The 24,659-nt window shown below is 41.5% G+C and carries 18 protein-coding genes and 1 tRNA gene; 12 read left to right on the top strand and 7 right to left on the bottom strand.

All coding sequences use genetic code 11. From position 1 onward, the window contains the following. The first annotated feature begins 383 nt into the window (after positions 1-383). Both AACX33_RS24240 and AACX33_RS24235 read left to right on the top strand, forming a co-directional pair. The gene (locus tag AACX33_RS24240; protein WP_193999089.1) at positions 384-1,937 is read left to right on the top strand and encodes a YcjF family protein; all 1,554 of its coding nucleotides are present in this window, start codon (positions 384-386) and stop codon (positions 1,935-1,937) included. 149 nt (positions 1,938-2,086) lie between these two features. Continuing rightward, positions 2,087-3,832, top strand: a complete 1,746-nt coding sequence (locus AACX33_RS24235) for a serine/threonine-protein kinase (RefSeq protein ID WP_193998766.1) — start codon at positions 2,087-2,089, stop codon at positions 3,830-3,832. 77 nt (positions 3,833-3,909) lie between these two features. Here AACX33_RS24235 and AACX33_RS24230 read toward each other — a convergent pair whose 3' ends face one another. Next, positions 3,910-6,051 (bottom strand): serine/threonine-protein kinase, encoded by a 2,142-nt coding sequence (locus AACX33_RS24230; RefSeq protein WP_193998767.1) that lies wholly within the window; start codon positions 6,049-6,051, stop codon positions 3,910-3,912. 128 nt (positions 6,052-6,179) lie between these two features. On the opposite strand from AACX33_RS24230, the gene AACX33_RS24225 reads away from it, so the two are divergent. After that, positions 6,180-6,890 carry a rhomboid family intramembrane serine protease gene (locus AACX33_RS24225; RefSeq protein ID WP_193998768.1) on the top strand — a complete coding sequence of 237 codons (711 nt, stop codon included), beginning with the start codon at positions 6,180-6,182 and terminating at the stop codon, positions 6,888-6,890. A gap of 163 nt (positions 6,891-7,053) precedes the next feature. Here the strand turns inward: AACX33_RS24225 and AACX33_RS24220 are convergent, their stop codons facing one another. The 3 genes from AACX33_RS24220 to AACX33_RS24210 all read right to left on the bottom strand — a co-directional run bounded on the left by AACX33_RS24220 (position 7,054) and on the right by AACX33_RS24210 (position 9,524). Then, the gene (locus AACX33_RS24220) at positions 7,054-7,659 is read right to left on the bottom strand and encodes a TetR/AcrR family transcriptional regulator (protein WP_193998769.1); all 606 of its coding nucleotides are present in this window, start codon (positions 7,657-7,659) and stop codon (positions 7,054-7,056) included. Between the two features lie 104 nt (positions 7,660-7,763). Next, complete coding sequence (locus AACX33_RS24215; RefSeq protein ID WP_193998770.1) at positions 7,764-8,255, bottom strand: GNAT family N-acetyltransferase; 492 nt, start codon at positions 8,253-8,255, stop codon at positions 7,764-7,766. Between the two features lie 306 nt (positions 8,256-8,561). Then, positions 8,562-9,524 carry a hypothetical protein gene (locus AACX33_RS24210; protein ID WP_193998771.1) on the bottom strand — a complete coding sequence of 321 codons (963 nt, stop codon included), beginning with the start codon at positions 9,522-9,524 and terminating at the stop codon, positions 8,562-8,564. A gap of 352 nt (positions 9,525-9,876) precedes the next feature. Here AACX33_RS24210 and hisC point away from each other — a divergent pair, with 352 nt between their 5' ends. Continuing rightward, entirely contained in the window at positions 9,877-10,929 is a 1,053-nt protein-coding gene (gene hisC / locus AACX33_RS24205) for a histidinol-phosphate transaminase (RefSeq protein WP_193998772.1), read from the top strand. 8 nt (positions 10,930-10,937) lie between these two features. Here hisC and AACX33_RS24200 read toward each other — a convergent pair whose 3' ends face one another. Beyond that, complete coding sequence (locus AACX33_RS24200) at positions 10,938-12,023, bottom strand: glycosyl transferase (RefSeq protein ID WP_193999091.1); 1,086 nt, start codon at positions 12,021-12,023, stop codon at positions 10,938-10,940. A gap of 308 nt (positions 12,024-12,331) precedes the next feature. Further along, positions 12,332-13,522, bottom strand: a complete 1,191-nt coding sequence (locus AACX33_RS24195) for an aminotransferase class V-fold PLP-dependent enzyme (protein WP_193998773.1) — start codon at positions 13,520-13,522, stop codon at positions 12,332-12,334. A 150-nt stretch (positions 13,523-13,672) separates the two neighbouring features. Between AACX33_RS24195 and AACX33_RS24190 the strand changes: the two genes are divergently transcribed. Beyond that, positions 13,673-15,172 (top strand): TM0106 family RecB-like putative nuclease, encoded by a 1,500-nt coding sequence (locus AACX33_RS24190; RefSeq protein WP_193998774.1) that lies wholly within the window; start codon positions 13,673-13,675, stop codon positions 15,170-15,172. A gap of 119 nt (positions 15,173-15,291) precedes the next feature. On the opposite strand, the gene AACX33_RS24185 is transcribed toward AACX33_RS24190, so the two are convergent. Further along, the gene (locus AACX33_RS24185; RefSeq protein WP_193998775.1) at positions 15,292-15,474 is read right to left on the bottom strand and encodes a hypothetical protein; all 183 of its coding nucleotides are present in this window, start codon (positions 15,472-15,474) and stop codon (positions 15,292-15,294) included. 517 nt (positions 15,475-15,991) lie between these two features. Between AACX33_RS24185 and AACX33_RS24180 the strand changes: the two genes are divergently transcribed. The 7 genes from AACX33_RS24180 to gltX all read left to right on the top strand — a co-directional run bounded on the left by AACX33_RS24180 (position 15,992) and on the right by gltX (position 24,574). Continuing rightward, positions 15,992-17,254, top strand: a complete 1,263-nt coding sequence (locus AACX33_RS24180) for an NAD(P)/FAD-dependent oxidoreductase (protein WP_193998776.1) — start codon at positions 15,992-15,994, stop codon at positions 17,252-17,254. A 59-nt stretch (positions 17,255-17,313) separates the two neighbouring features. Continuing rightward, positions 17,314-17,859 carry a DoxX family protein gene (locus AACX33_RS24175; RefSeq protein WP_193998777.1) on the top strand — a complete coding sequence of 182 codons (546 nt, stop codon included), beginning with the start codon at positions 17,314-17,316 and terminating at the stop codon, positions 17,857-17,859. Positions 17,860-18,093: 234 nt separating this feature from the next. Beyond that, the gene (locus AACX33_RS24170) at positions 18,094-19,278 is read left to right on the top strand and encodes an esterase-like activity of phytase family protein (RefSeq protein ID WP_193998778.1); all 1,185 of its coding nucleotides are present in this window, start codon (positions 18,094-18,096) and stop codon (positions 19,276-19,278) included. A gap of 164 nt (positions 19,279-19,442) precedes the next feature. Continuing rightward, entirely contained in the window at positions 19,443-21,041 is a 1,599-nt protein-coding gene (locus tag AACX33_RS24165) for a serine/threonine protein kinase (RefSeq protein ID WP_193998779.1), read from the top strand. Between the two features lie 83 nt (positions 21,042-21,124). Beyond that, entirely contained in the window at positions 21,125-22,618 is a 1,494-nt protein-coding gene (locus AACX33_RS24160) for a protein kinase domain-containing protein (protein ID WP_193999093.1), read from the top strand. Positions 22,619-22,913: 295 nt separating this feature from the next. Next, positions 22,914-22,987: transfer RNA gene (locus AACX33_RS24155), tRNA-Asp, on the top strand. A 141-nt stretch (positions 22,988-23,128) separates the two neighbouring features. Continuing rightward, on the top strand, positions 23,129-24,574 hold the full coding sequence (gltX, locus tag AACX33_RS24150) for a glutamate--tRNA ligase (protein ID WP_193998780.1): 1,446 nt from the start codon (positions 23,129-23,131) through the stop codon (positions 24,572-24,574). Positions 24,575-24,659 lie beyond the last annotated feature (85 nt).

Raw genomic sequence — 24,659 nt, 5'->3', positions numbered from 1 at the left:
GATAAGAGGCAGGGGGGCAGGGGGCAGGGTGCAGGGGAGAAGAGTAATTTCCAATTCACCCCTATTTCTTGCTTCTTCTCCCTCCTCAGAGACTTCCCAATCAAAAAAACATCTAATAACCTAGCAAAATAAACCTCTGATTTCTTGATTTCTCTGTGTTCTCTGCGCCTCTGTGGTTAGTTTAATTAGGACTTACGCAATAACTCTCTGCAACCCTCCTTACTTCTCCCAAGGGGAGACGCTACGCGAACGTGTCCTTCGTGTCCTTTGCGGTTCGTTTAATCTTAATTCCTAAAAAATCCCAATACCCCAGCAAACAACACCCAAACCATTAATATGAAAAACATCAGCCCATTCAAACCCAGTAATTAACCGTGCCATCCATGCCTCTGTCGCGCATAGTGACGCTAATTGTTGGTTTAATCGTCATTTTAGGATTAAGCCTCTGGCTGATTGACTCCCTCTCTCGGCTTTACTGGCAGTTGTCTTATTCTCCACTGCTGGGCAATTTGCTGTTGCTATTGCTGGTTTTATTAATCGGAGGCTTAGTTGCAGCTTTTGTTTATTATGTATTGATTCTGCAATCTGGATCAAAGCGATCGCGCTACCAACGCCGAAGAGTCACCGCCGCAGAAATTCCCGCCGCTAAATCTGATGCAGCTTCCACAACACTCCAAGCTGTGAAGCAACAGGTAGCCCAAATTCAAGATGAAGTCGCCCGACAAGCTTTATTAAGCAAATCCCGCGAAATTGAAGTAAATCTGGCACGGGGTGAAATTCAAGTCGTTGTATTTGGGACAGGAAGTGCTGGTAAAACTTCCCTAGTGAATGCCATTATGGGGCGCATGGTGGGTCAGGTAAATGCGCCAATGGGAACTACCCAAGTCGGTGAAACCTATTGTTTGCGGTTGAAGGGTTTAGAACGGAAGATTTTAATTACAGATACGCCAGGGATTTTAGAAGCCGGGGTGGCGGGAACGGAACGGGAACAACTAGCGCGAGAACTGGCAACTTCAGCCGATTTACTGCTATTCGTTGTGGATAATGACTTGCGACGTTCTGAATATGAACCGCTACGCAGTTTAGCCGAAATTGGCAAGCGATCGCTCTTAGTCCTCAACAAAACCGACTTATATACAGATGAGGATACAGAATCCATTCTCGCCCGGTTACGTGAACGGGTGCGGGGATTTATTGCTCCCAATGATGTCGTGGCGATCGCCGGAAATCCCCAACCTGCACAGCTAGAAACTGGCGAAACTTTCCATCCAGAACCAGATATAATTCCTTTGCTGCGGCGCATGGCTGCCATTTTACGGGCTGAAGGTGAAGATTTGGTCGCAGATAACATTCTCCTGCAATCGCTACGGTTAGGAGAAGAAGCGCGAAATCTGATTGATGTCCAGCGTCGCCGACAAGCTGACAAAATAGTTGATCGGTTTCAGTGGATTGGTGCTGGTGTAGTCTCAGTCACACCTCTACCAGTTGTAGATTTACTCGCCACCGCCGCCGTCAATGCTCAAATGGTAGTAGAAATTGCTAGAGTATACGGTTGTGAATTGAACATGGAACGAGGTAAAGAATTAGCTCTTTCTTTAGGAAAAACCATCGCTAGCTTAGGTATAGTTAAAGGCGCGATTCAATTAATATCTACAGCTTTGCAATTTCACGTCGCCACCTTTGTCATTGGTAGAGCAATTCAAGGTGTGACAGTAGCATATTTAACACGAATTGCTGGTAAAAGTTTTATTGAATATTTTCGCCATGACCAAGATTGGGGTGATGGTGGGATGACTGAGGTGGTAAAAGAACAGTTTAAACTTAATCGCCGGGATGAATTTATTAAGACTTTTGTCCAAGAAGCGATCGCCCGCGTGGTGAAACCTTTAACCAATAACTCGGAAGTTATCGAACAAGATGAACAAGCCAAGAATTAGGATGAAATTTATCTTTTTTTCGCAAAAATACTCTCAATAACTAACTTGACTTTCAGACATTGACGTTACAGTGATTTCTTTTCAAGGCTTCCGGAACAAACTGCTGATGTCAGGAAACCTATTATAAGGACTTATTAAGTAACCAGCTCATGAACCATCACATGATCGGTCAATTACTGCAAGCACGTTACCAAATCGTCCAAAGCCTAGATGCAGGGGTATTTGGACAGACATACATCGCCGTAGATTTAGTTGACCCGGAAAACTCTAAATGTGTGATTAAAAACCTCAAAAATAGCAGTTTTTCGCCCAGCTACTTAGATAATTTAAGATTATGCTTTCTCAACGAAACCGCAGCCCTCAACCTGCTGGGAAGCCATCCCCAAATCCCCCAATTAATCACCTGCTTTGAAGAAAATGAGCAGTTATACTTAGTACAAGAGTTTGTCGAAGGACACTCATTGAGTGTAGAATTGCCCACTCACCAATATTGGGGATGTAATTGGACTGAAATTGAAGTTGTGCAGTTTTTAGAAGATGTCTTGGGGATTTTAGAATTTGTTCACTCTCAAGGCGTTATCCATTGCGATATTAAACCAGAAAACTTGATCAGACGCACTGTTGATGGCAAGTTAGTTTTAATTGACTTTGGTTCTATCCAGTCAGTTGATTTGGGTTTAGATGGGGAATTGCCCATTGATGGGATTCCTGTCACCTCACTAGGGTACATACCGCCAGAGCAATTTATTGGTCAAACACAGCCTAACAGTGATATTTACGCTTTGGGGATCATTGCCATTCAGGCTATAACAGGTCGAGAACCACTGGAATTTCAAGTTGATCCTCAGACTAATGAAATGATCTGGCGTACTCAAGATATATCAGTTAATGATTATCTAGCTGCTGTGATCAGTCAAATGATTCGCTATGATTGCCAAGAGCGCTTTCAGTCTGCGGGTGAAGTGCTGCATATACTTAAGCAGATGTTCAGGGAAACTAAAATACAGCCTATTGCTGAAATATGCGATGAGGTGTATCAAAGGACAACAGTTGAAAGTGATGCGCCACAGCCACAATTATCCTCTGGACAATTACCGTCGTTACTGACAGGAATGAAAGTAGGTTTGGCGGCTAATTCTTTATTGATGGGATTGGGAGTATATTCTTTAATGAATAATTCTCCAGCATATTCAGAAACAGAAACTTTATATCAAGCAACAGAAGAATATCAAACAGGAGATTTACAAAAGGCGCTAGCTTTAGCTAAATCAATTCCGGCTCACAGCAATGTTTATCCAGAGGCTCAAGCTACAATTGAAGAATGGCAACACCAATGGCAATTTGCTGCAACACAATACCAAATAGCTGAACAAGCTTTGAATGAGCGCAGATGGTCAGATGTGTTGGATGTTGCGCCCAAAGTACCAGATATTTTATATTGGCAATCTAAAGTAGATAAACTGGTCAAGCAAGCACACGTCGGCATCGAAACACAAACACACAATTTGTTATCACAAGCTTACGAAAAAGCTATAGCTAGAGAATTTGCAACTGCTATAGAATATCTGCGTCAAATTCCTCAAGAAAGTTCGGCTGGTGCTTTGGTTCAGCATAAATTGGCTGAGTATAGTGAAAAGCGGCAAATTAGAGCCGCCTATTTTTTACATAATGCTAATCTCAAAGCCTCTATGGGCGATTTTAATGGGGCTGTAAAACTTCTTCGCAAAATTCCGCAAAATACTCCCGTTTACGCTCAAGCTCAGGCTAAACTCAATGAATATACTCAAAAACAGCAAATACAAACTCAAAATAAAACTGTGGCGTTAAATTCCACAACTACTAGAAATAGAAATTTTCATGCAGAAAATCATCTCCAAGAGGTGAATATTCGTTAATATTGCCTGTAAATACAAACATTGCTTCACATCCCTGACTTCTTGAAGCAGTCGGGGATCTTTATATTTGTAAATTATTAGTTCTCAGAATTGGGAATTGTGGGTACGATTATCGGCTGTGGGTTTTCCACTGATAATTTGCTTTGAGATTGGTTCCGACCGTCAATGGCTTCGCGATAATTGGGCTTGTATTTTATGGCTTGATCATAAGATTTGATCGCCTCTTTATATCGTTGCAAATTAAATAAAGCATTGCCTCTGCTGTACCAACTTTCAGCATGGTTGGCTTGATAACGAACGGCTTTATCGTAAGATGCGATCGCTTCCTGATATTTCTGTAAAATATATTGGGAATTTCCTAAATTATACCAAATTTGATAATCATTTTCTTTAATCGCTGCGGCTTTATTATAAGATTGTATTGCTTCTTCATAGCGTTGGCTTTGATGCAACGCCCAACCCCGACTATACCATGATTGGTAATCTTTAGGGTTATTTTTTATTGCTTGGTCAAATGATTCAATTGCCTGCGGATAGCGTCGTAAAGTAATCAGAATATTACTTCTAGAAAACCAAGCCGGGTAAAAATTTGGTCTGTATTGTACTGCTTTATCATATGCTTTCAAAGCAGAATCAAATCGATTTAAATTGAATAAAGCATTCCCTAGACTATACCAAGCTTGCCCATAGTCTGGCTTAAATTCAATAGCTGTTTCGTAGGCAGTAATGGCATCATCATATTGCTTTAAGCTATGAAATGCTAAACCCTTACTATACCAAGCTTGATAATAGTTAGGTTGCAACTCCAGAGCTTTTTCATAAGATTCGATAGCATTATTATATTGCTGTAACTTACTAAAAGTTTCTCCTTTAGCATTCCAGACCTCTGGAGAATTAGCATCTAGTTGTAATGCTTTGTCAAAAGATGCGATCGCTTCGGGATAGCGCTGTAAAGTTTGCAGGACAAAGCCGCGACCAATCCATGCTTCTAAATAATCTGGCTGGATTTGAATTGCTTGGTCGTATGCTGCTAGCGCTTCCTCATATTTTTTCAATTCCGACAGTGTTTTACCTTGACCACTCCATCCTGGAACAAAATCTGGATTAATATTCACTGCCTCTTGATAAGCGGCTAGGGCATCTTGATAGCGCTGTAAGTCAAACAGCGTACTTCCTTGTTGAGATAATGCGATCGCGTTATTTGCATTAATACTATTAACAATAAATACAGATGCTACACCGCTGGCTCCAATTAAAAATATGACTAACGATAGCTTAATAAGTATACCTTTTTGATACTTACTAAGTTTAAAATTGTTGAATAACGGATCAGGTTTGAGTGACAAGCCAGAACTTAGCAGCAAAGGAGGACTCAAAACGATAGTCCCAGATGACGGTAGCATTAATTCTTGCAGCTTTTCCAATGCCACAGTTGCCGAAGCATAGCGTTGCCGGAAATCATAACGCACCATTTTATCGAGAAATTGGGCAAATTCTGGCGACACATTAGCCTGATTCTGCCAGATAAATTCATTGGTATCAATATCGATTTCTAGCTGAGTTGGTGATAATCCGGTGACGGCTTGAATGGCAATTATCCCCACCGCATAGATATCACTGCTAAACTTTGGTGTCCCCTGGGCTTGTTCTCCGGGTAAATATCCGGGAGTGCCGATCGCCACAGTTGATTTAGTTTGACCTCCAGGGCTAATGATCTGGGTAGCGATTTGCTTCACTGCCCCAAAGTCAATTAAAACTAACTTGCCATCTTCCTTGCGTCTGAGTAAATTTCGCGGATTCACATCGCGGTGAATCACCTTTTCTTGGTGAACAAATTCTAAAATTGACAAAATTTCTTGGATTAGAGAAATCACCTCTTCTTGACTGAGGATTTTTCCTGGCGCTAATTCTTGACTAAGGTCATGACCTGCGATGAATTCTTGTACCAAATAGAACTCCGCATTTTCTTCAAAGTACGCCAAAAGTTGGGGAATTTGGTCATGAATACCTAATTTATAGAGAACCTGCGCTTCCGTATCAAATAAACGCCTAGCCGTCTCCAAGTTCACTGGATCAGTAGCTTGGGGTTTGAGTTTCTTGACCACACACTGAGGTAATCCCGGCAAGTGAGTATCACTTGCAACAAAAGTTTCACCAAATCCCCCATCTCCCAAGTGGCTAATAATTTGGTATCTTCCAACAAGTGTGTTTCCCAGCATCTCGTTTGCCTAGTTGAGTGCATTGTGACCTGATTCCAATCTTGCCACAAATTAATTGAAACAGGGGGATGGGGCCAGATGAGGGAGAAACTTTATGCAAAATTTAAAATTTAAAATCCCAAATTCAGATGATTCCTATTAGTGATAGTATTCGCCTGCGTCATCAACCAATTATTAGTTATTGGCTGATTGGCATTAACATTGTGATATTTTTATGGCAACTAAAACTAGAGGTGAGTGGGGAATTAGGAGGTTTCATTAATAGTTGGGGTTTGATTCCCGTCCAGATTCATAGTGCAATTACCAATGCCATCCACATTAATCCCGCCGCTTGGGTAGTTGTTGTTTGGCGTTCAGCTTCCCTCTTTTTGGCGATGTTTCTCCACGGTAGTTTTAGTCAAATTTTGGGCAATCTGCTATTTTTATGGGTTTTTGGTAAAACTGTCGAAAACGTGATTGGACGGGGACATTTTCTCGGATTGTATTTGGGTGCGGGAATGCTGACCGGAATAGCACAAGTTATTTTAGAACCGAGTTTGAGAATACCATTAATTGGCTCAAATGGAGCGATCGCCGCAATTTTAGGAGCATACGTCTGCAAGTATCCTCAAGTTAAAATCGACACAATTATGCCACTTCTAATTGTGTATATCCCTATGGAACTGCCGGCATACTTTTATCTGTTTTTGTGGTTTATCCAACAGTTATTTTACGGAATTGGCAGCTTAAATATTCCTCCCTCTGGTGTCAATTCACCGAGTCTGGCCTACTGGGCGCAACTGCTGGGATTATTTATTGGTGCAGCTTTGATGAAATTCAATCAAGCATCCCGTCGCTAATACCAATTATTTGTGAGGCTGCATATTATTTTACTCCACCCCTTACCCCGCAAAAATCCGTTTCCCTCCTCGCTTGCGGTGAGGGTTAGGGAGGGGTTCTTTTTATGCATCTTTATATAAAATTGGTATAACCTGATTGATCACTGATAACTGCATTACCAAATTAAACAGGAACGGCAATACCGCGCACGAAAATATCTACACAGGTTTCAAGATAATCCTGATAACTGTAGCTATTCTGGTGATATTTTACGGTGTGGCAGAGCATTCCAGCTAATAGCATCCCTGTAAACATATCAACTGCCGGCACAGGATCAAGTTCAAGTCTCACAGTACCTCGTTTCTGACTAGATTGCAGGTAAGCAACCAATTTGTCACCTAAAGGCTTGGCGGCTTCTTGAATTATCTGTCTAGCGGCTTCCGGATGACGTTTCGCTTCCCCAATGAAAGTCCGAATCAAATCTTCGTGTGCTTCCAGCATGGCGTTGTAAAGTTGGGCATACTTTTTTAAATCAACGCCAAGATTTTGTGTCCAAGCTTCGGGGTGAGCGAGAGCTTCTGTCTGGAGGGCTGAGGCATTTTCAATTACTGCCCTGAGAAGTTGTTCTTTGCTAGCAAAGAGGCGAAATAACGTCACCTCATTCACTCCGGCGACACGAGCTATTTCACGAGTAGTTGCTCCTTGAACACCTAAACTAGCAAATACCTGTGAGGCAGCTTCTATCAAACGTGTACGGGTAAGAGCGGATGAGCGGATAGTTTTATTCATTTGCTTGCAAGTACTTACTTAGCTAGTATTACATTTTGTAAAAAATGTTGCGAAATGAGTCAAACAAGTTTACACAGTTTTACTAAACTTAAAGTATCTCTTGATCAAGCTGTAGTTAAAATTTTACTCATTTTGGTAACTGGAACAATAATCCCAGTTCTTAACTGATGAGGCGCTCTTTTGATAGCAGTAAATCCCAGTCGCAAATAAAATCCTTCAGCATAAAGACTAGCAGTTGTTATCACTTGATTTATACCTAGATCAGCTGCTTCTTGACAAAAATGTGTAACTAAAGCTCGCCCTATGCCTTGACCTTGATAATAAGGATGCACATATAGTGCAATCAGTTCATCAACCATGAAACTAGCAAAACCTGTGATTAGATTATTCTCAACAGCAACCCAGAAAATTTCGGCTTGCATATTCTGCAAAATATTTTTACCATTAGGCTTGTCGCGATAATTCCGCCAAGCTAACAGCTGTTTTCTGGTGTAAAAAGTTGTGGGAAGAGCTTTGATGGCAGCAATATGAATTGCACTCATCACCCACGCGTCCGTTTCTTCGGCGAGTCGCAGAAATATTTTATGATCGCTCATAATTGTACGATTCGTGATGCGTAAAGCCCCCTGAATTTTATTCGGGGGATGTAAGCGAATAACCGAATTTATTCGGTGGTGATACAATAATAGTGTTCGCTGGCGCGAAGTAAAATTCCGGGGTGAACACCTCATGGGCAGGGCGTTGTCCATTGGGCGAGGCGATATAAGACGGGCTACGCCTGCAATTGCTGTTTGAACCCAGAATCCCCCGTCATTTATGCGGGGGAGTATGTCAATATACTCACTGGCAAACTGCTGTATATTAACAATTCCCAGCCCCAGGCTAAAGCCTGTGGGCTGATGCTATTTGTCTGTCTCTGTCGTTGTTTGTGTCTCTGTCGTTGTCTGTGTTTCTGGCTCTGTCTCCTTCTCAGCCTCTGGTGACTGCTTTTTGAGAACTGGCTTTGGCAGATTAATACTGGGCTTGGGATGATCCTTTTTGGATGGTTGCGGGAATGTGGCTTTATTCTTTTTAGACTCTTGTAGCGCTGTAGCTTTATCCTTTTTGGATGCTTTGAGAAATCTCGGTGCAGTTTCTTGGGGTGGAGCTAATAGTGCCACAAAACCGAAGACATTACGCCCCGGTAAAAATTTGGCTTTCAAGGAGACAAATACCGGATGTCCTTGGTCTTCTTTTTCGGCCTTCGGATTAAATCTGAAGGGTTTAACTGGCGAGTCTTTCCAGAACAAAGGTAGATGACTAGCCTTCATAAATTTCACCTTTCTCGTTGGCTCGGCCTGCTTAATATATTCGAGTCGTTCACGAGTAAAATTGCGGAAAACCGAAATGCAAGGAGTTTGACAGACGGGTATAAATTGCCATAGTCCTGAGAATTTAAACTCGTTGTCTTCTAATTCTGCGGAAACTGTCTGTTGTTCTCGCCCCCTATCAAAGCCAACTAGCTGAAAAGTCATACTATGCGGTTGTTCTTTACGCGGAAAATGAATGGCTTTCGGATAAACAACGAGCCTAAAAGTACGGTTTCCAGTAGTTTCTATTTCTTTGGTGAGAGCGTCAAATACTTTGCGTTTTTGGGGAATATAGAAAAGCGGGTACTCCAAATTACCAATGGTAACTGTGTTTTTACCATCTTCATTTAAGTTGACATCCCCAACAATTACCCCAATAGCTTGAAATATTGCTCCCGACTCTTCAATCTCTTCCTGAGTTTCAGTCTCAATATTTACTTCTTCAGGTTCAGGTGGGGTTTGAAGTTGAGTTTCAGCCTCATTTGGCTCATTGGGGGTAGGTTCAGTAGATGACATAATTGTTAGTTTTTTTGTTCGAGCAATAATTTTTTGAGATCCAGGCGGCATTGGACAGGATGAAAAAATGCCATAAGTACATACGAAACAATGTTACATACAAGTTGCTAGACTATACTTGGTAGGAAGGTAGTGACCGATGGAACAATTCTGCCAAGGCAAAAGCTAGCTTATGCTAACACCAACTAACTACTTTTCAGCTAACCCTCTCTCTATCCGGTTTGGGAATTGGCACTGACTCAGTAAATCATTTTAAAGCCTCTGCCTACGAATTACGAATTACGTAAAGCCTGCGGCATAGCTGCGCTGAGAGCGTAACGGGGCGGAGCATCATTACGAATTAGTATGCACCATGACCAAGTACTTCCGCTCCCATATCGATGCAATGGCTAGTTATGTCCCAGGTGAACAGCCTCAACGTGGGATACAGATGATCAAACTCAACAGTAATGAAAATCCCTATCCTCCCTCGCCTGCGGCGTTAGCCGTGCTGAGGAATATTGAGGGGGAGTGGTTACGACGGTATCCAGAACCGTTAGGGGGAGAATTCCGGCGAGCTGCAAGCAAGGTTTTGGGCGTTCCTAGTGATTGGATCATTGTCGGTAATGGCAGTGATGAAGTTTTGAATTTAGTAATTCGAGCCTGCACTGAGGCTGGGAGAAAGGTAGTTTACCCGATACCAACTTATGTATTATATGTGACTTTAAGCCAAATGCAGGCGGCGGAAGTGGTGGAAATTCCTTATGGTAAAGGTTACCAGTTACCCCTGGATGAATTAATTGCTGCTAATGGGGCTGTGACATTCATCGCATCGCCTAATAGTCCGTCGGGACATATAGTACCCATTGATGATTTACGACAACTAGCAAGCCGTTTATCTGGGGTTTTGGTGATTGATGAAGCATACGTAGATTTTGCTGAGGAAAATGCACTGGCTTTGGTGAAGGAATACGAGAATGTAATTGTCATTCGCACACTTTCTAAGGGTTATTCTTTGGCTGGATTACGCCTGGGCTTTGGTGTGGCTAATCCCCAGTTGTTGCATGGATTGTTTAAGGTCAAGGATAGCTATAATATTGATGCGATCGCCTGTGCATTAGGAACTGCTGCTATTACTGATCAAGCTTATAAAGATGCTTGTGTAGCCAAGGTTAAAGCATCGCGGACTCAACTAGCGACGGACTTAAAACAATTAGGTTTCCATGTTTGGGATTCCCAGACTAATTTTTTGTTGGTACAGCCTCCCCAAGAAAATGCCGAATATCTCTATCAACAGCTCAAAGAACGACAAATTTTAGTGCGCTATTTTCCCCAGCCAGGACTGGATAATAAGTTACGCATTACTATTGGCACAGATGCCCAAAATCAAGTTTTAGTAGAGGCACTGAGTCAAATTTGTTCGTAGTCAGGTCTTTACTCCTGTTTTTTAATATACTCAATCACAGCATGAGCGATCGCTTGATTGCCATCTTTAGCCAGAGGTTGGGATTGCTTTGGTGGTTGGGGTGCTTGATGCAGAAAATCCCAATTACCTGCAAAAAATTCTGTTGGTGTGAGAATTTGATGTTGATTGTAATTAATAATACCTTCTAACAAAAAAGGAGCTTCAGCAAAGTCATCTCGCGGAATTGTCACCATAGGTATATCCAGTTTTGCCGTTTCCGAAAAAGTGCTGTAACCAGGTTTAGAAACAACACGCCCGCAAATAGGCATAAAATCCACAGGGCGATATTTTTTGTCGCTAATTTTCCAGACATTAGGTAAATCAGGAGCAGATTTATCAAAAACAATAAATTGCCAATCGGGAAAATGCCGTAAATTTTCGTATGGAATTTGTTGTAAACCCAAACCACCGAAGGTGAGTAAAATAGTTTTTTCTCTAGGCGCAGTGATCCCCCAAGTCGCCCGGAGTTGGTCAGCAGAGTAACGAGGAGAACCACCAGTTAAGCCAATATCTGTAATATTACTGAAAGCTGACATGGGTTCGTGGAAAGGTAATCGAAACAAACGTTCGGACTGGGAATAACATTCACTAATCCAATCAGCAATGGTCTTAAATTCCTCTCCCCAATCTCGATAGATTAAGTCCCAGCCAAAATTACTCATCATCCAACAGGGAATATTTGCCGCTTTGCCAAATAAAGGCGCTAAAAAAGGAATATCTGCCAAGATTAAATTCACGCGATTTTGGCGGATAAAATTGACTTCTGAGGCTATGAGAGAATTTTGATTTTTTTGAATATCCCGCAATTTGGCTAAAGTTGCAGGTTTATCCATTGTCAAGCTATCTGCCTGCACGACACCCAAATCAAAAGCGCGGGGACGATGAATAAAATCGCCTTCTATGTAGCACTCTAGCAACCACCGGGGGGCAGTTGTCACCATAATCAGCAAAACTTCAGGACATAATTTTTGAATTGTTGATGCTACTGATGCTGTGCGAGTAGCATGACCAAAGCCGTGGTTAGTGATTGCTACGTATAAAATTGGGCGCATAATTCGTAATTCGTAATTCGTAATTCGTAATTACAGCAATTTTCAGCTAAATGAACCACATTTTTATATCTCACCCAAAGGCGCATACCGCAAGCGGAACCCGCAGGGTAGGCGCAAAGGAAGGAAGAAATACAGATGTCAGCGTGTGGTCTAAATTTATGAAAACTGCTGTAAAACTGGGGATTAGATACTATAGCGTTTTGCAAATCATATTTCTTTTTCATCTCCCTCAAGTCACCCTCCTCGCTTGCGGGGAGGGGTTAGGGGTGGGGTTTTTTATGGACATGAAAAAGACGCTTTGTTTATCAACATTACATCTGGAGAAACTTTTGTACACCCTCAATTAATTGGTCGATTTCTGACACCAAAGTTAAATAATGGACAGTGGCGCGGATACAGTCAGGATCGGCAATTGTACGCGTTAATATTCTTTGTGATTCTAAGAATTGCACTAACTTAAAATGCACTCGCGATTGTGGCTGGGTGAGTTGGAAGGAAACTATCCCGCTTTCGGGTGGGGAGGTTCGCAGACATTGGACTTCGGGTAACGCGGCTAATCTTCGCCAAAGATACTCACTGTTACGGCAGATTTGCTGATAACGTTCTTGTGCGGTTCCCCATTGCTGATGAATGGCGATCGCCTGGGTTAAACCAACATACAATGGAGTCGCTGAGGTTGACACTTCATATCTTCGTCCATCGGGTTGCCACTTCACAGGTTGAGCTTGACTATCTACAACAATGCCACGCAAGCCGATAAATGTGGGTTGTAAATTTTCTCTGGCTGCGGGACGGACATATAAACCACCTACACCCGCAGGGCCACATAACCATTTGTGACCTGTGAAGGCATAAAAATCTGCCCCCAATTCCGTTAAATTTAAAGGTAATAAACCCGCAGACTGGGCAGCATCGACTAAAACCAAGGAATTATTCTTTTTGCATACTTCTACAATTTTGTCAAGCGGTAAAACTTGTCCGGTGTTCCAGAAGACATGACTTAAAATTACGAGGCGAGTATTGGGGCGTAAATGTTGAGCAATGACTGTGACGGGATCGCCAGCGTTTAAAGTTTGCTGGAGGGGACAGGTGGTAACTTCTACGGCAAATCTCCGGGCGATTTCCTGGGATGCAGCAATTACGCCTGGGTGTTCGCAGTCTGAAAGGAGGATATGGTCACCAGCCCGCCAGTCAATACCCCACATGGCAATATTGCAGCCAACGGTGACATCTTCGGTGAGGGTAATGGTTTCTGGTGGTGCTTGCAACTCAGATGCGATCGCATTTCTGACACCTTCCTTGGCTTCGGTAACTTTGGCATAGGCTTCATTTCCAAAAGGCCCAGTGTGTTGGATATCAGCTTCAATTTGAGTAATGGCATTCATCGCCCCTTGAGCCATCGGCCCTTGCCCACCATAGTTAAAATAAATCTTATTCCCTAAAGCGGGAAATTGCGATCGATGTTGAGCTAATTTAGTTTGTGCAGCCAAAATATTAGTCATAAACACTTGAAAATAGCAATTTTTTCAATTTTACAGTCTCTCACTCTCCCACTGAATCAGGAACAAGTCAAAACCCCCACATTTCTGACGAAGCCACTTTAGCTATCTGGAACATGACCAGATTTCGCTAATTCTTGTTAACTTAAAGGAATGTTAATCAATGCTGAACACCTACTGCAATATCAACGCTGTAAACGCCGACCTGTCTTAGATACTCACGGCGATAGACCTCAGCGTGATGCGCCCAATGAGTTACTGCTCAAATTACAACAAGATAAAATCGCTCATCGTCAGAGTATTTTGGCAGAGTTTTATTATCACAAACCCGATTACCCCCGTGGTGACTGGGAAGCAGGTCAAGCAGCAACTTTGGAATTAATGCAGCTTGGGGTTGAGTACATTTATCGCGGCGTACTGTTAAGCGATGATCCCGATTTAGCAGATCCGGAAAATCAAGATGTTTCCCTATCCCTGGAATACAATCTTCTCAGCCGTCCCGATTTACTGGTAAAACAGCCGGGACAGTCACGGTTTGGCGATTGGATGTATGTACCGGCAAATATCGAATTGGGTAAGCGTCCTAAGCAGGAATATCAGGTGGTGGCGGCGTTTCACGCTCAAGTCTTAGCCAAGGTACAGGAAATCACGCCGGAAATAGCTTGGCTGGTGTTGCGTACCAAACAAAGAGATTATGCGGTGGATTTAGGCAAATGGATACCAAAAATGCAGAGCATTTTGTGGGAGTTTATCCAAGCATTAGAGTCCCCAGAACCACCAGAAATATTTATTTCTCGCCAAAAGTGCAATCTTTGCCATTGGTATAATCAATGTTATGCGATCGCGCAATCACAGCAACACCTTTCTTTGTTACCAGGAGTTACACCTGTTCGCTACAATCAACTCCAAGCTTTGTCTATTCATACAGTGGAATCTCTCGCTCATACCAGCCCCCTCATCCTGGAAAACCTTCCTGGTTTTGACAGCCTAGTAGCACCCAAGATGATCATACAAGCCCAATCTGTACTGCAAAAACGACCGTTGATTTTACCTCATCCGTTACCAACAGAGGATATTACATTTACGGCTCCTGTAGAGCTTTATTTTGATATTGAAGCCCAGCCAGATTTGGATTTAGATTATCTTTTAGGGATTTTGGTGGTTGATAAGCAAGCCAAGACAGAAAAATTTTATTCCTTTCTCGCGGAAAAACCAGAAGAAGAAGCCTTAATTTGGCAGCAATTTTTAGATTTGGTTTGGCAATATCCCGAAGCACCAATTTATCATTTTTGTGTGTATGAATTGGATACAGTTAAACGCCTGGCGAAACTCTACCAGACTCCCAATTCTTCAGTACGCCCTGTATTAAATCGGTTTGTGGATGTATATGAACAATTAACCAAAAGTGTCGCTTTACCCATAGAAAGCTATGCCCTGAAAGCCATTGCTCGTTGGTTGGGCTTTGAGTGGCGGGAAAAAGAAGCAAGCGGTGCTAAATGTATTTACTGGTATGATCAGTGGTTAGAAACAGGCGATCGCACTTTACTGGACGTGATTCAAAGTTACAACGAAGATGATTGTCGCGCTACCCGTACTGTCAAGGATTGGCTGGTGCAATTTGTGGAAAATGAAGCCAGTTGGCGACTTTTTTAATTTTTATGTCCATAACAAAAAATTAATAACATCGCAAATTTGCTGACGAACTTCAGGTAAAAGACATGGATTATCCTCAAGCGACCATATTAAAGCGCAAGTATCAAGCAATAGTTTCATTACTCTTCTATACCAAATTCAGAAAGAATATCGCTTGATAATTCGTCGAAAGCATCTGGCATTTTGACTTTTTCTTTCCATACACCTAAAGGACGCTCAGGTTTTTGATCTGAGGAAAACTTTTGATTTAGAGGGTCTTTCAATTGTTTTAATTGTTCTAGAACTAAACCTAAATTATCCATAGCTTCTCGATTGATATATAGGAATCCGGTTTGATTTATGAAAAAAATTAAGTATTGTAGGGTGCGTTAGGATGAAATCCGTAACGCACCATTATTAAGGCTTTGGTGCGTTACGCTGCGCTAACACACCCTACGTTTTTGTTCAATAATCAAATAGTAGTCCTATATAAATTAGAAACAAAAGTAAAATTCTCGTAAGATTAACGATTATTAGCGGTAAAAAAAATTTAACCTTTGTTCTATTCCTATTTTATTCTATCTATTAGGATTGACAGCCGAGAATCAAACAACTAACCTGTGCGGGTGGTTATGCCAACGCTCATGCGGTACTGATTCCTCCCGCATAGATTCTGGTGCTGTGAGTATCTGATCAATTCTCATCACCTAACTCCTGAAATAAAAAAGGGTTTTGTAGATAAAATGTTCTACTTATAGTGGATTGTGATATTTTTTTGTGAAATAAAAATTAATATAGTTTATATAAAGTTAACCAACTAGCTAAATCAGGAGAGGAAATTTGAACACTCCCCGCATTGTTATAGTTGGCGCTGGATTTGGTGGATTGCAAGCTGCCCAATCTTTAGCTAATTCTGGAGCAGATGTATGTTTAATTGATCGTCATAATTATCACACCTTTGTACCACTACTGTATCAGGTAGCGACAAGTCAGTTAGAACCAGAGTATATTGCTTACCCCATTCGCACGATTGTGAGACGATTCTCTGGGAAATCACAAAAGCACAAGCCCAAAACTCGGTTTTTATGGGCTGAGGTGCAGCGAATTGATTTTTCCGCCCAGATTGTGGAAACAGATCGTTGTGCGATCGCCTATGATTTTCTTGTACTGGCGACTGGGAGCAAAACCCAGTATTTAGGTGTGACTGGCGCGTCAGAATATGCCTTTCCCATGAGAAATTTAGAAGAAGCCATCAGATTACGCAACCGGATTCTTACTTGTTTTCAACTCGCTAGTCAGGAATCTGATCCAGTTATCCGCGAACAACTACTGACATTTACCATTGTCGGCGGTGGCGCAACCGGGGTAGAAATGGCTGGGGCTTTGATAGAAATGCTGCGAGGTAAATTTCGCCGAGATTATCCCACACTAGATTTACAACAAGTGAGATTAATCGTCATCCAGTCAGGCGATCGCTTATTAGCCGAACTACCCAAAAAACTGGGAGTCTATACTTACAAGCGTTTAAGTCAGTTAGGAGTAAAAATATACCTACAAACGCGAGTTAGCCAAGTCACCACAGAATCTGTACATCTGCAAAACAACGAAGTAATTCCCACCGCAACAGTCATTTGGACTGCGGGGTTAGAAGCCAACTCTCCCGAAACCTCAGCAGACATATCCACAGCCAAGAAAGGCAAACTATTAGTTCATCCCACCTTACAACTACTAGAACAACCCAACGTCTATGCTATTGGGGATTTGGCCTATATAGAGCAAAGTGGTAAACCATTAGCTGGGGTTGCACCAGAAGCACTTCAGCAAGGTGTAACTGTCGCCCGAAACATTCAACAACAGCTGCGAGGTAAATCACCAAAACCCTTTAGTTATTTCAACAAAGGTAGATTAGCAATTATTGGTTGCTATTCTGGGGTAGGAAAAATTGGCAACTTTGCATTTACAGGCTTTTTAGCTTGGGTCATGTGGTTAGGCGTTCACTTGGTATATTTACCAGGATACCGAAGTCGCTTGCTAGTTTTACACACTTGGCTTTACACCTATTTATTAGGCGATCGCGCCGTCCGCGTAATTTTGCCCATTTAAAAACTTGACACAGCAATCAAAATCTGCAATTGCCATTAATCATACTTGGAGTTACAGCGATGAATAATCAGAAAAATTACATTAGCCTCAAACCACAAGATATAGCGATCGCTTATTTATTGCTGCGAATCCTCATTGGCGTAAATTACTTTAATCATGGATTTACCCGCATCTTCGATATCCCCGGATTTGCGGAAGGGATAGTCGAGCAACTCAAAGATTCTTATTTTCCCGAATTTATGGTGAGAATTAACTCCTACCTTGTTCCTCCTGTGGAATTAATCGTGGGAATATTAATCACCATCGGTTTAGCAACTCGCAGCGCCCTGATCGCCACATTTATCCTGATGATTATCCTGAAAATGGGTGTTACCTCAGTCCAAAACTGGGGTGCGGCCACATCAATGCTGACTTACGCTCTTGTGCTGTTTATTTTACTTGCTGGACACAGCTTTAATATTTACTCACTCGATCACTGGAGAAACAACAAACAAACCACTATAGACTCTGCAACCTCTAAGCCACAGAGTCCCAATAATTTCTCTCTATTCTTCAGTAAATTTACCAAAAAACGCCGCAGACAGCATCGTTCTTACCTACGCTAGGTTTAAATTTCATTCATGTCCCCCTCATCCCTTACCTACTGTGTACACACATCCTGAGCCAAAGAGAGTTTCCAGTCCTAAAAACCGAATTTAACTGTAAATCCAGTTCCCCTCCTCGCTTGCGGGGAGGGGTTAGGGGTGGGGTGTTATTACACAAACAAACGAGAATTTACCAACTTCTGTGTACACCGTAGACTTGCGGGGTGGGGTTTCCGCACAATTAATCAAAACCAGATGAAACTAATTAAAAAATTTTCACTCTTCCCCCGAATTATTTACATCAGTATTGCCATTGTAATCATCAGCTTCTTCTTTACAAATTCCTATACAAACGCTGTAGAAATTAGTAAAATTGAATTTATTGGAGAAGCCACATTATCTCAAAGATTAACTTTCAAAGATACAGAAATAGGCGGTTTATCTGGAATCACCTACGATGCCAAAAACGACCTTTATTATGCTATTTCTGATGACCGCAACGAAAAAGCTCCGGCTCGATTTTACACCCTAAAAATCGACTTGAGCAAAGGTATACTAGAAAATGGCAATGTTATTCCTGTAGCTGTAACCACGCTCTTAAATAAAGATAATCAACCCTTTTCTGTCGGGGAAACCGATACAGAGGGGATTGCTATAACTAACCAGGATACTGTCTTCATTTCTTCTGAAGGCGATGTCAGAAACTTGATTAATCCTTTTATTCAAGAGTTCTCCCTTTCTTCTGGTAAATTACTCAGAACATTATCCATACCAAATAAGTTTTTACCAGATAAAAACGGTAAGCAGGGTATCCGCAACAACTTAGCCTTTGAAAGCCTCAGCATCACACCCAACAATCAGCATTTATTCACAGCCACAGAAAATGCTCTGATTCAAGATGGGCCAGCCGCTAAACCCACTCTTGGTAGCCCTTCCCGGATTTTGCAATACAATCTGCTCACGAATTTACCAGAAAAGGAATTTTTGTACCAAACTGAACCAGTTGCAGAAACCCTGAATTTCATTGGTAGGTTTGCTAGTGGCTTACCTGACTTATTAGCTTTAGATAATCAAGGACACTTTCTCAGTATAGAACGGTCTTTTACTGGCTTGGGTTTTGCGGTTTTCCTCTTTCAGATTTCCTTAGAAGATGCTGATCAAATTCAGAATATCGACAGCCTTTTAGCGGTTGACTCCCAGAACATTAAACCAGTCAAGAAAAAATTGCTATTAGATTTGAGAACTCTAGATGTATTATTAGACAATATCGAAGGCTTAACCCTCGGTCCTTCGCTACCTGATGGACAGCGCTCATTAATCCTGATTAGTGATAATAATTTTAATTCCCTGCAACGTAACAAAATTCTAGCTTTTAAAATTAAAATAGAATCACCAATCATCCGATTTTTCCGCCGTTTAATTCCCAGCTTTCAGCGCTAAATCATCATAAAATGGTAATGTATGGCAAATCTGTGATTTCCATTTTATTACTTTATCAGTAAGCCCTCAGATCATTAGCGCATCTATGGCTAAACCACGCCAGCTATCACCCAGAATTGGGACAATTTAAACTTAATGAATTATTTTATAGCGTAAATCCAGATATGCTAGAGCCAGAAACTGAAATAGACCTTTATATTGGCAAATTTTTAAACAATCGCTATTTAATCAAAGATTTGATTGGTAAAGGAGGAATGGGTAGAGTTTACCTAGCAGAAGATTTAGCCAAAGGCCGGATGCAAGTTGCTGTGAAAATTCTGATCATGAGTCTAGGAAATGAGAAAATTTCCCAACGCTTTGCTAGAGAAATTTTTATTAGCGCTCAACTTGGCCGTAAAAGTAAAAATATTGTCCGGGTTTTGAGTTATGGGATGACAGATGATAAAATTCCCTTTTATGTGATGGAATATCTTCAAGGTAAAAATTTGAAGAAAATCATCAAAGTTCAGCCACTAACAATCAAAAAATTTCTCTATATTTGTTATCAAATTTGTTTAGGTTTACAGTACGCTCACCAAGGTATCAGTTTTAAAGACAAAATTTATCCAATTTTACATCGAGACATTAAACCAGAAAATATATTTATTACTCAAAATGCTAAAAAAGACGAAGTTGTGCGGATTCTTGATTTTGGTATTGCCAAGTTTTTAACTGAGCGCAGTGGTAACACACTTACCGATTCTTTTATTGGTAGTTTACCTTACTGTTCTCCAGAACATATGGAAGGACGTAAACTACTGGATGTCCGCTCTGATATTTATAGTTTGGGCGTTTTGATGTTTGAGATGCTCACCGGTAAACATCCATTCTCCACACAAACTAACTCTTTTGGTAGTTGGTATCAGGCTCATCACTTTCAAGCACCACTAGCATTTGAGGAAGTGAACTCACAGGTAAAAATTCCCTTAGAGTTACAAAAATTAGTCTTGAGTTGTTTAGCAAAAGAAGTTAGCGATCGCCCGCCAAATATTGGTGAAATTATAGAAACATTCAAACGAGTTAAATTAGCACTTATTCACAGTCAGACTGTCAACAATAGCAAAATTCAGCCAGCTTTATCTTCTGTACAATTAGTACCTGTAACTACAGTATCAGAAAAAGAGTGTTTCCAGAAAACTTGGCCGAAAAATAAACCAATTGCTTCTATTGGTTTTCCGAGTTTGTTACATAGCAATCAAGGTGTATTACCAACTTTTTGGGCTATGTTACCCCAAGAAGAAATTTCCCAATTGATTGATCAAACTCATAGCACTGAATTTATCGCCAAAATGAATATCTACCCGATGCTATTGTGGGTAACGGTGCTATCTAATGCCCAGATTCCTCTGACACGCTGGCTATCTTTTTTCCTAGACATGAAAGATGAGCGAGGACAAAAAATAGTCGAAATTTTGGCAGATACAGGCTACTATCATCTGCTATTTTTTGCGATGGAAGAACCGAGTGATTGCGCCCATGTCATGACATTAACTTTAACTGCCAACCAGCGTCAACAACTTACCGATTGGCTAGTGCTTAATGAAAAATCCACTGAGTTGATTTCTCCTAGCCAAGCCAAAACTCTGTTGAAAACCGAATACAAAAGATTAAAATTTGAAAGACTAAACAAAATCTCAGCCAATCCTCCAATGGAAAAAATACATTTAAAAAGCTGGGTTTCTGATGTATTTTGTAAATTTTTGCAAAATTTCTCTTCTAAGTAAAAACACTGCTAATTAATTAGTAAAAATAATTATAGTTTAAAACTATATAATTTATAAGTGTGGCAACAAAAGAGGGTTTAAAAGTGAATCACAGTGCATTTGCTTCTCCAAACAATACAGGTTTGCTTGCCAATCGTTATCAACTCCGGGAGTTGATTGGTAGAGGGGGAATGGGTGAAGTTGTTTTAGCTGATGATATTGTGCTAGGTGGAATCCCCGTGGCTGTCAAATTCCTTTCTCAAACTGTTTCCAGTGCCAAAATGAAACAGGATTTTCTTCGTGAAGCTTTGATGAGTGCAGCATTGGGTCAAAAAAGCCTACATATCGTGCGGACGCATGATTATGGTGTCAGTGAAACTGGGAAACCTTTCTATGTGATGGAATATCTCAATGGCAAGAGTTTAAAAGATTTAATTCCGCTGTCTTTGCCCAAGTTTTTGACTCTGGCGCGGCAAATTTGTTTGGGTTTACAATGCGCTCATCAAGGGATTAATGTTGATGGCAAAATTTATCCTTTAGTTCATAGAGATATCAAGCCCGCTAATATATTAGTTGTTCCTGACCCCATATTGGGACAATTAGTTAAAATCTTAGATTTTGGCATCGCCAGATTTTTAAATTATACCGCCACAATCAGCACAAATGAAGGATTTAATGGCACTCTGCCCTACTGTTCTCCTGAAGAATTAGAAGAGGGAGAATTCGATAGTCGCTCGGATATTTATAGTTTGGGTGTGATGATGTTTGAGATGCTCACCGGTGCTAAACCTTGGGAGCCTGAAACAAATTTATTTGGGGCTTGGTACAAAGCACATCACTTTGAAGCACCGCGAGCGATCGCAGATGTGAATCCCCAACTCCAGGTACCTCAGCAGATCAATGATTTAATCATGGCTTGTTTGGCTAAAACACCAGGCGATCGCCCCCAAGACATGGCAGAAATATTGCAAGTCTTGAATAGTGTAGATAAATCCATCTCTCCTGGTCATTCTCTAACTCTCGGATCTAAATCGACCCAGAATAAACCTGTCGTTTCTGATTTACCACCAGACATAGAAAAAAAATGTTGGCAACTGACATGGCCGGAAAACAAACCTATTCAGGAAATTGTTTTTTCTCAGTTTCTAGATACTGCACCCGCAAGTGTAGCCACAATCAGGCTAATGTTGTCTCAGCAAGAAATCCATAAACGTGCGGTTTCCCAGCTTCGCAACCAGTTTATTTGGCTGAAATCTCCTCATCCGATGTTGCTGTGGGTGACAATCATCTCTACTCCAGGATTGGCTTTGAAGTGGTTACCCTGTTACCTAGATATGCAAAATCCCCAAAATCATCAACTAGTATATTCATTAGTTGAGTATGAACGTTATCCGGTGATTTGCTTTACCCTGGAAGCACCCCATAACTGCGCCAAAGTTCTCAGCAGCTACATCGAACTTCCGAAGAGACAAATGTTGAAAACCTGGGTAGAACAGAGTAAAAGCCTACCGCCCTCATCTCAAGCTCATCTGAGCAAAAATCTTTTAAAGCAACAGTATAAACAGATGCAATCCCAGATGTTTGAAGAAATGGCATGAACGCCCTAGTACCGCAGGGCGGAAGTCAAAAGTCAAAAGTCAAAAGTCAAAAAACTTATTCTATAGGCTTTTCATTGATTTTGAATGGTCTGTCTATTTACGCCGTGCTGTCCTAGCTCGGTGCGGAAGTAAAAAAGCTGTTATTTGCTGTGTTCTGGGAAAAAGTCCTCAAATGTGCTAAGTTAAAGTTGTGAAGTTAGGTCAAAAAAAGCTGAAATAAAAATTTCTCCTTTTATCTAGAAAAAGACTTGACAAATCGCAGTCAAACAGCAACAATAGTAAAGTTGCAAATCAAGGGACTGTAGTTCAATTGGTTAGAGCACCGCCCTGTCACGGCGGAAGTTGCGGGTTCGAGCCCCGTCAGTCCCGTTCTAAGTCCGAGTAATAATTTTTGAATTCCCTAGCAGATAATATATGTCTGACTGGGGATATTTATGTATAGTCCTTAGTCCTTTATCAGGGCTTGGTATAAGCTACATTTATTATGCTTTGTGAAAGAGAGAATTAATTGTGACTGTTAGAGTCCGTATTGCGCCGAGTCCAACTGGTAATTTACATATTGGTACAGCCAGAACTGCTGTATTTAACTGGTTATTTGCCCGCCACCACGGTGGTCAGTTCGTTCTACGGGTTGAAGACACAGACCTAGAGCGATCGCGTCCCGAATATACTGAAAATATTCTGGCTGGTTTTCGCTGGTTGGGGCTGAATTGGGACGAGGGACCCTTTTTCCAATCCCAACGCCTGGATATGTATAAAGAGGCCGTAGAAAAACTTCTCGAACAAGGATTAGCTTATCGCTGCTACACAACCTCAGAAGAACTAGAAGCCCTACGAGAAAGCCAGAAAGCTAGAAACGAAGCTCCTCGTTACGATAACCGTCACCGCAATCTGACACCAGAACAAGAAGCAGCTTTTAAAGCCGAAGGGCGTAGCTGTGTAATTCGGTTCAAAATTGCCGATGGGCGAGAAATTGTCTGGAATGACCTCGTAAGGGGAACAATGAGTTGGCGAGGTAGTGATCTCGGTGGTGATATGGTCATCGCCCGCGCCGAGCAAGCAGGTATTGGTCAACCACTGTACAACTTTGTAGTTGTGATTGATGACATCGATATGCAAATTACCCATGTGATCCGGGGAGAAGACCATATCGCTAACACCGCCAAGCAAATTCTGTTATATGAAGCTTTAGGCGCAAAAATTCCAGAGTTTGCCCACACGCCTCTGATTTTGAATATGGAAGGGCGCAAGCTTTCTAAACGAGATGGGGTGACTTCGATTTCTGATTTTCAGAAAATGGGGTTCACTGCTGAAGGCTTAGTCAATTACATGACCTTGTTGGGTTGGTCACCCCCTGACTCTACTGAGGAAATTTTTACCTTAGAAACCGCTGCGAAAAACTTTAGCTTTGAGCGTGTGAACAAAGCCGGGGCTAAATTTGACTGGGCAAAATTGGATTGGTTGAATAGTCAGTATCTGCATCATATGCCCATAGATAAACTGACAGATTCAATTATCCCCTTTTGGCAAGAGGCGGGATTTACATTTGAAGGTGGACGAGAACGCCCCTGGTTAGAGCAGTTAGTTACTTTAATCAGCCAGAGTTTAACTCGTCTGGTAGATGCTGTAGATATGAGTCAACCGTTCTTCACCGCCACAGTGGAATTTAGCGAAGAAGGTAGCGAACAACTGCAAAAAGAAGGTTCAGCGGTTGCTCTTCAGGCAATTCTTACAGCCCTAGAAAATCAGCCCGATTTTTCGGAAGCAGTCGCCCAAGAGATGATTAAACAGGTAGTCAAAGAGCAAAAACTCAAGAAAGGCTTAGTGATGCGATCGCTCAGAGCTGCCTTAACTGGAGATGTTCATGGCCCTGACCTGATTCAATCCTGGTTACTCCTGAATCAAATTAATTTAGACAAGTCACGTTTAAATCAAGCGATCGCTGCTGCAAATTAGCGATCTAGGAAAGGGAAGAAGACAAGGAGAAATTTTTCATAGTTTTTCCCTCTTCTCCCCTGCTCCCTGCTCCCCTGCTCCCTGC

Source organism: Nodularia sp. LEGE 04288 (genome assembly GCF_963896525.1).
In the GTDB taxonomy this organism is placed as follows: Bacteria; Cyanobacteriota; Cyanobacteriia; order Cyanobacteriales; family Nostocaceae; genus Nodularia.
This window is presented reverse-complemented; position numbering and strand designations above follow the sequence as displayed.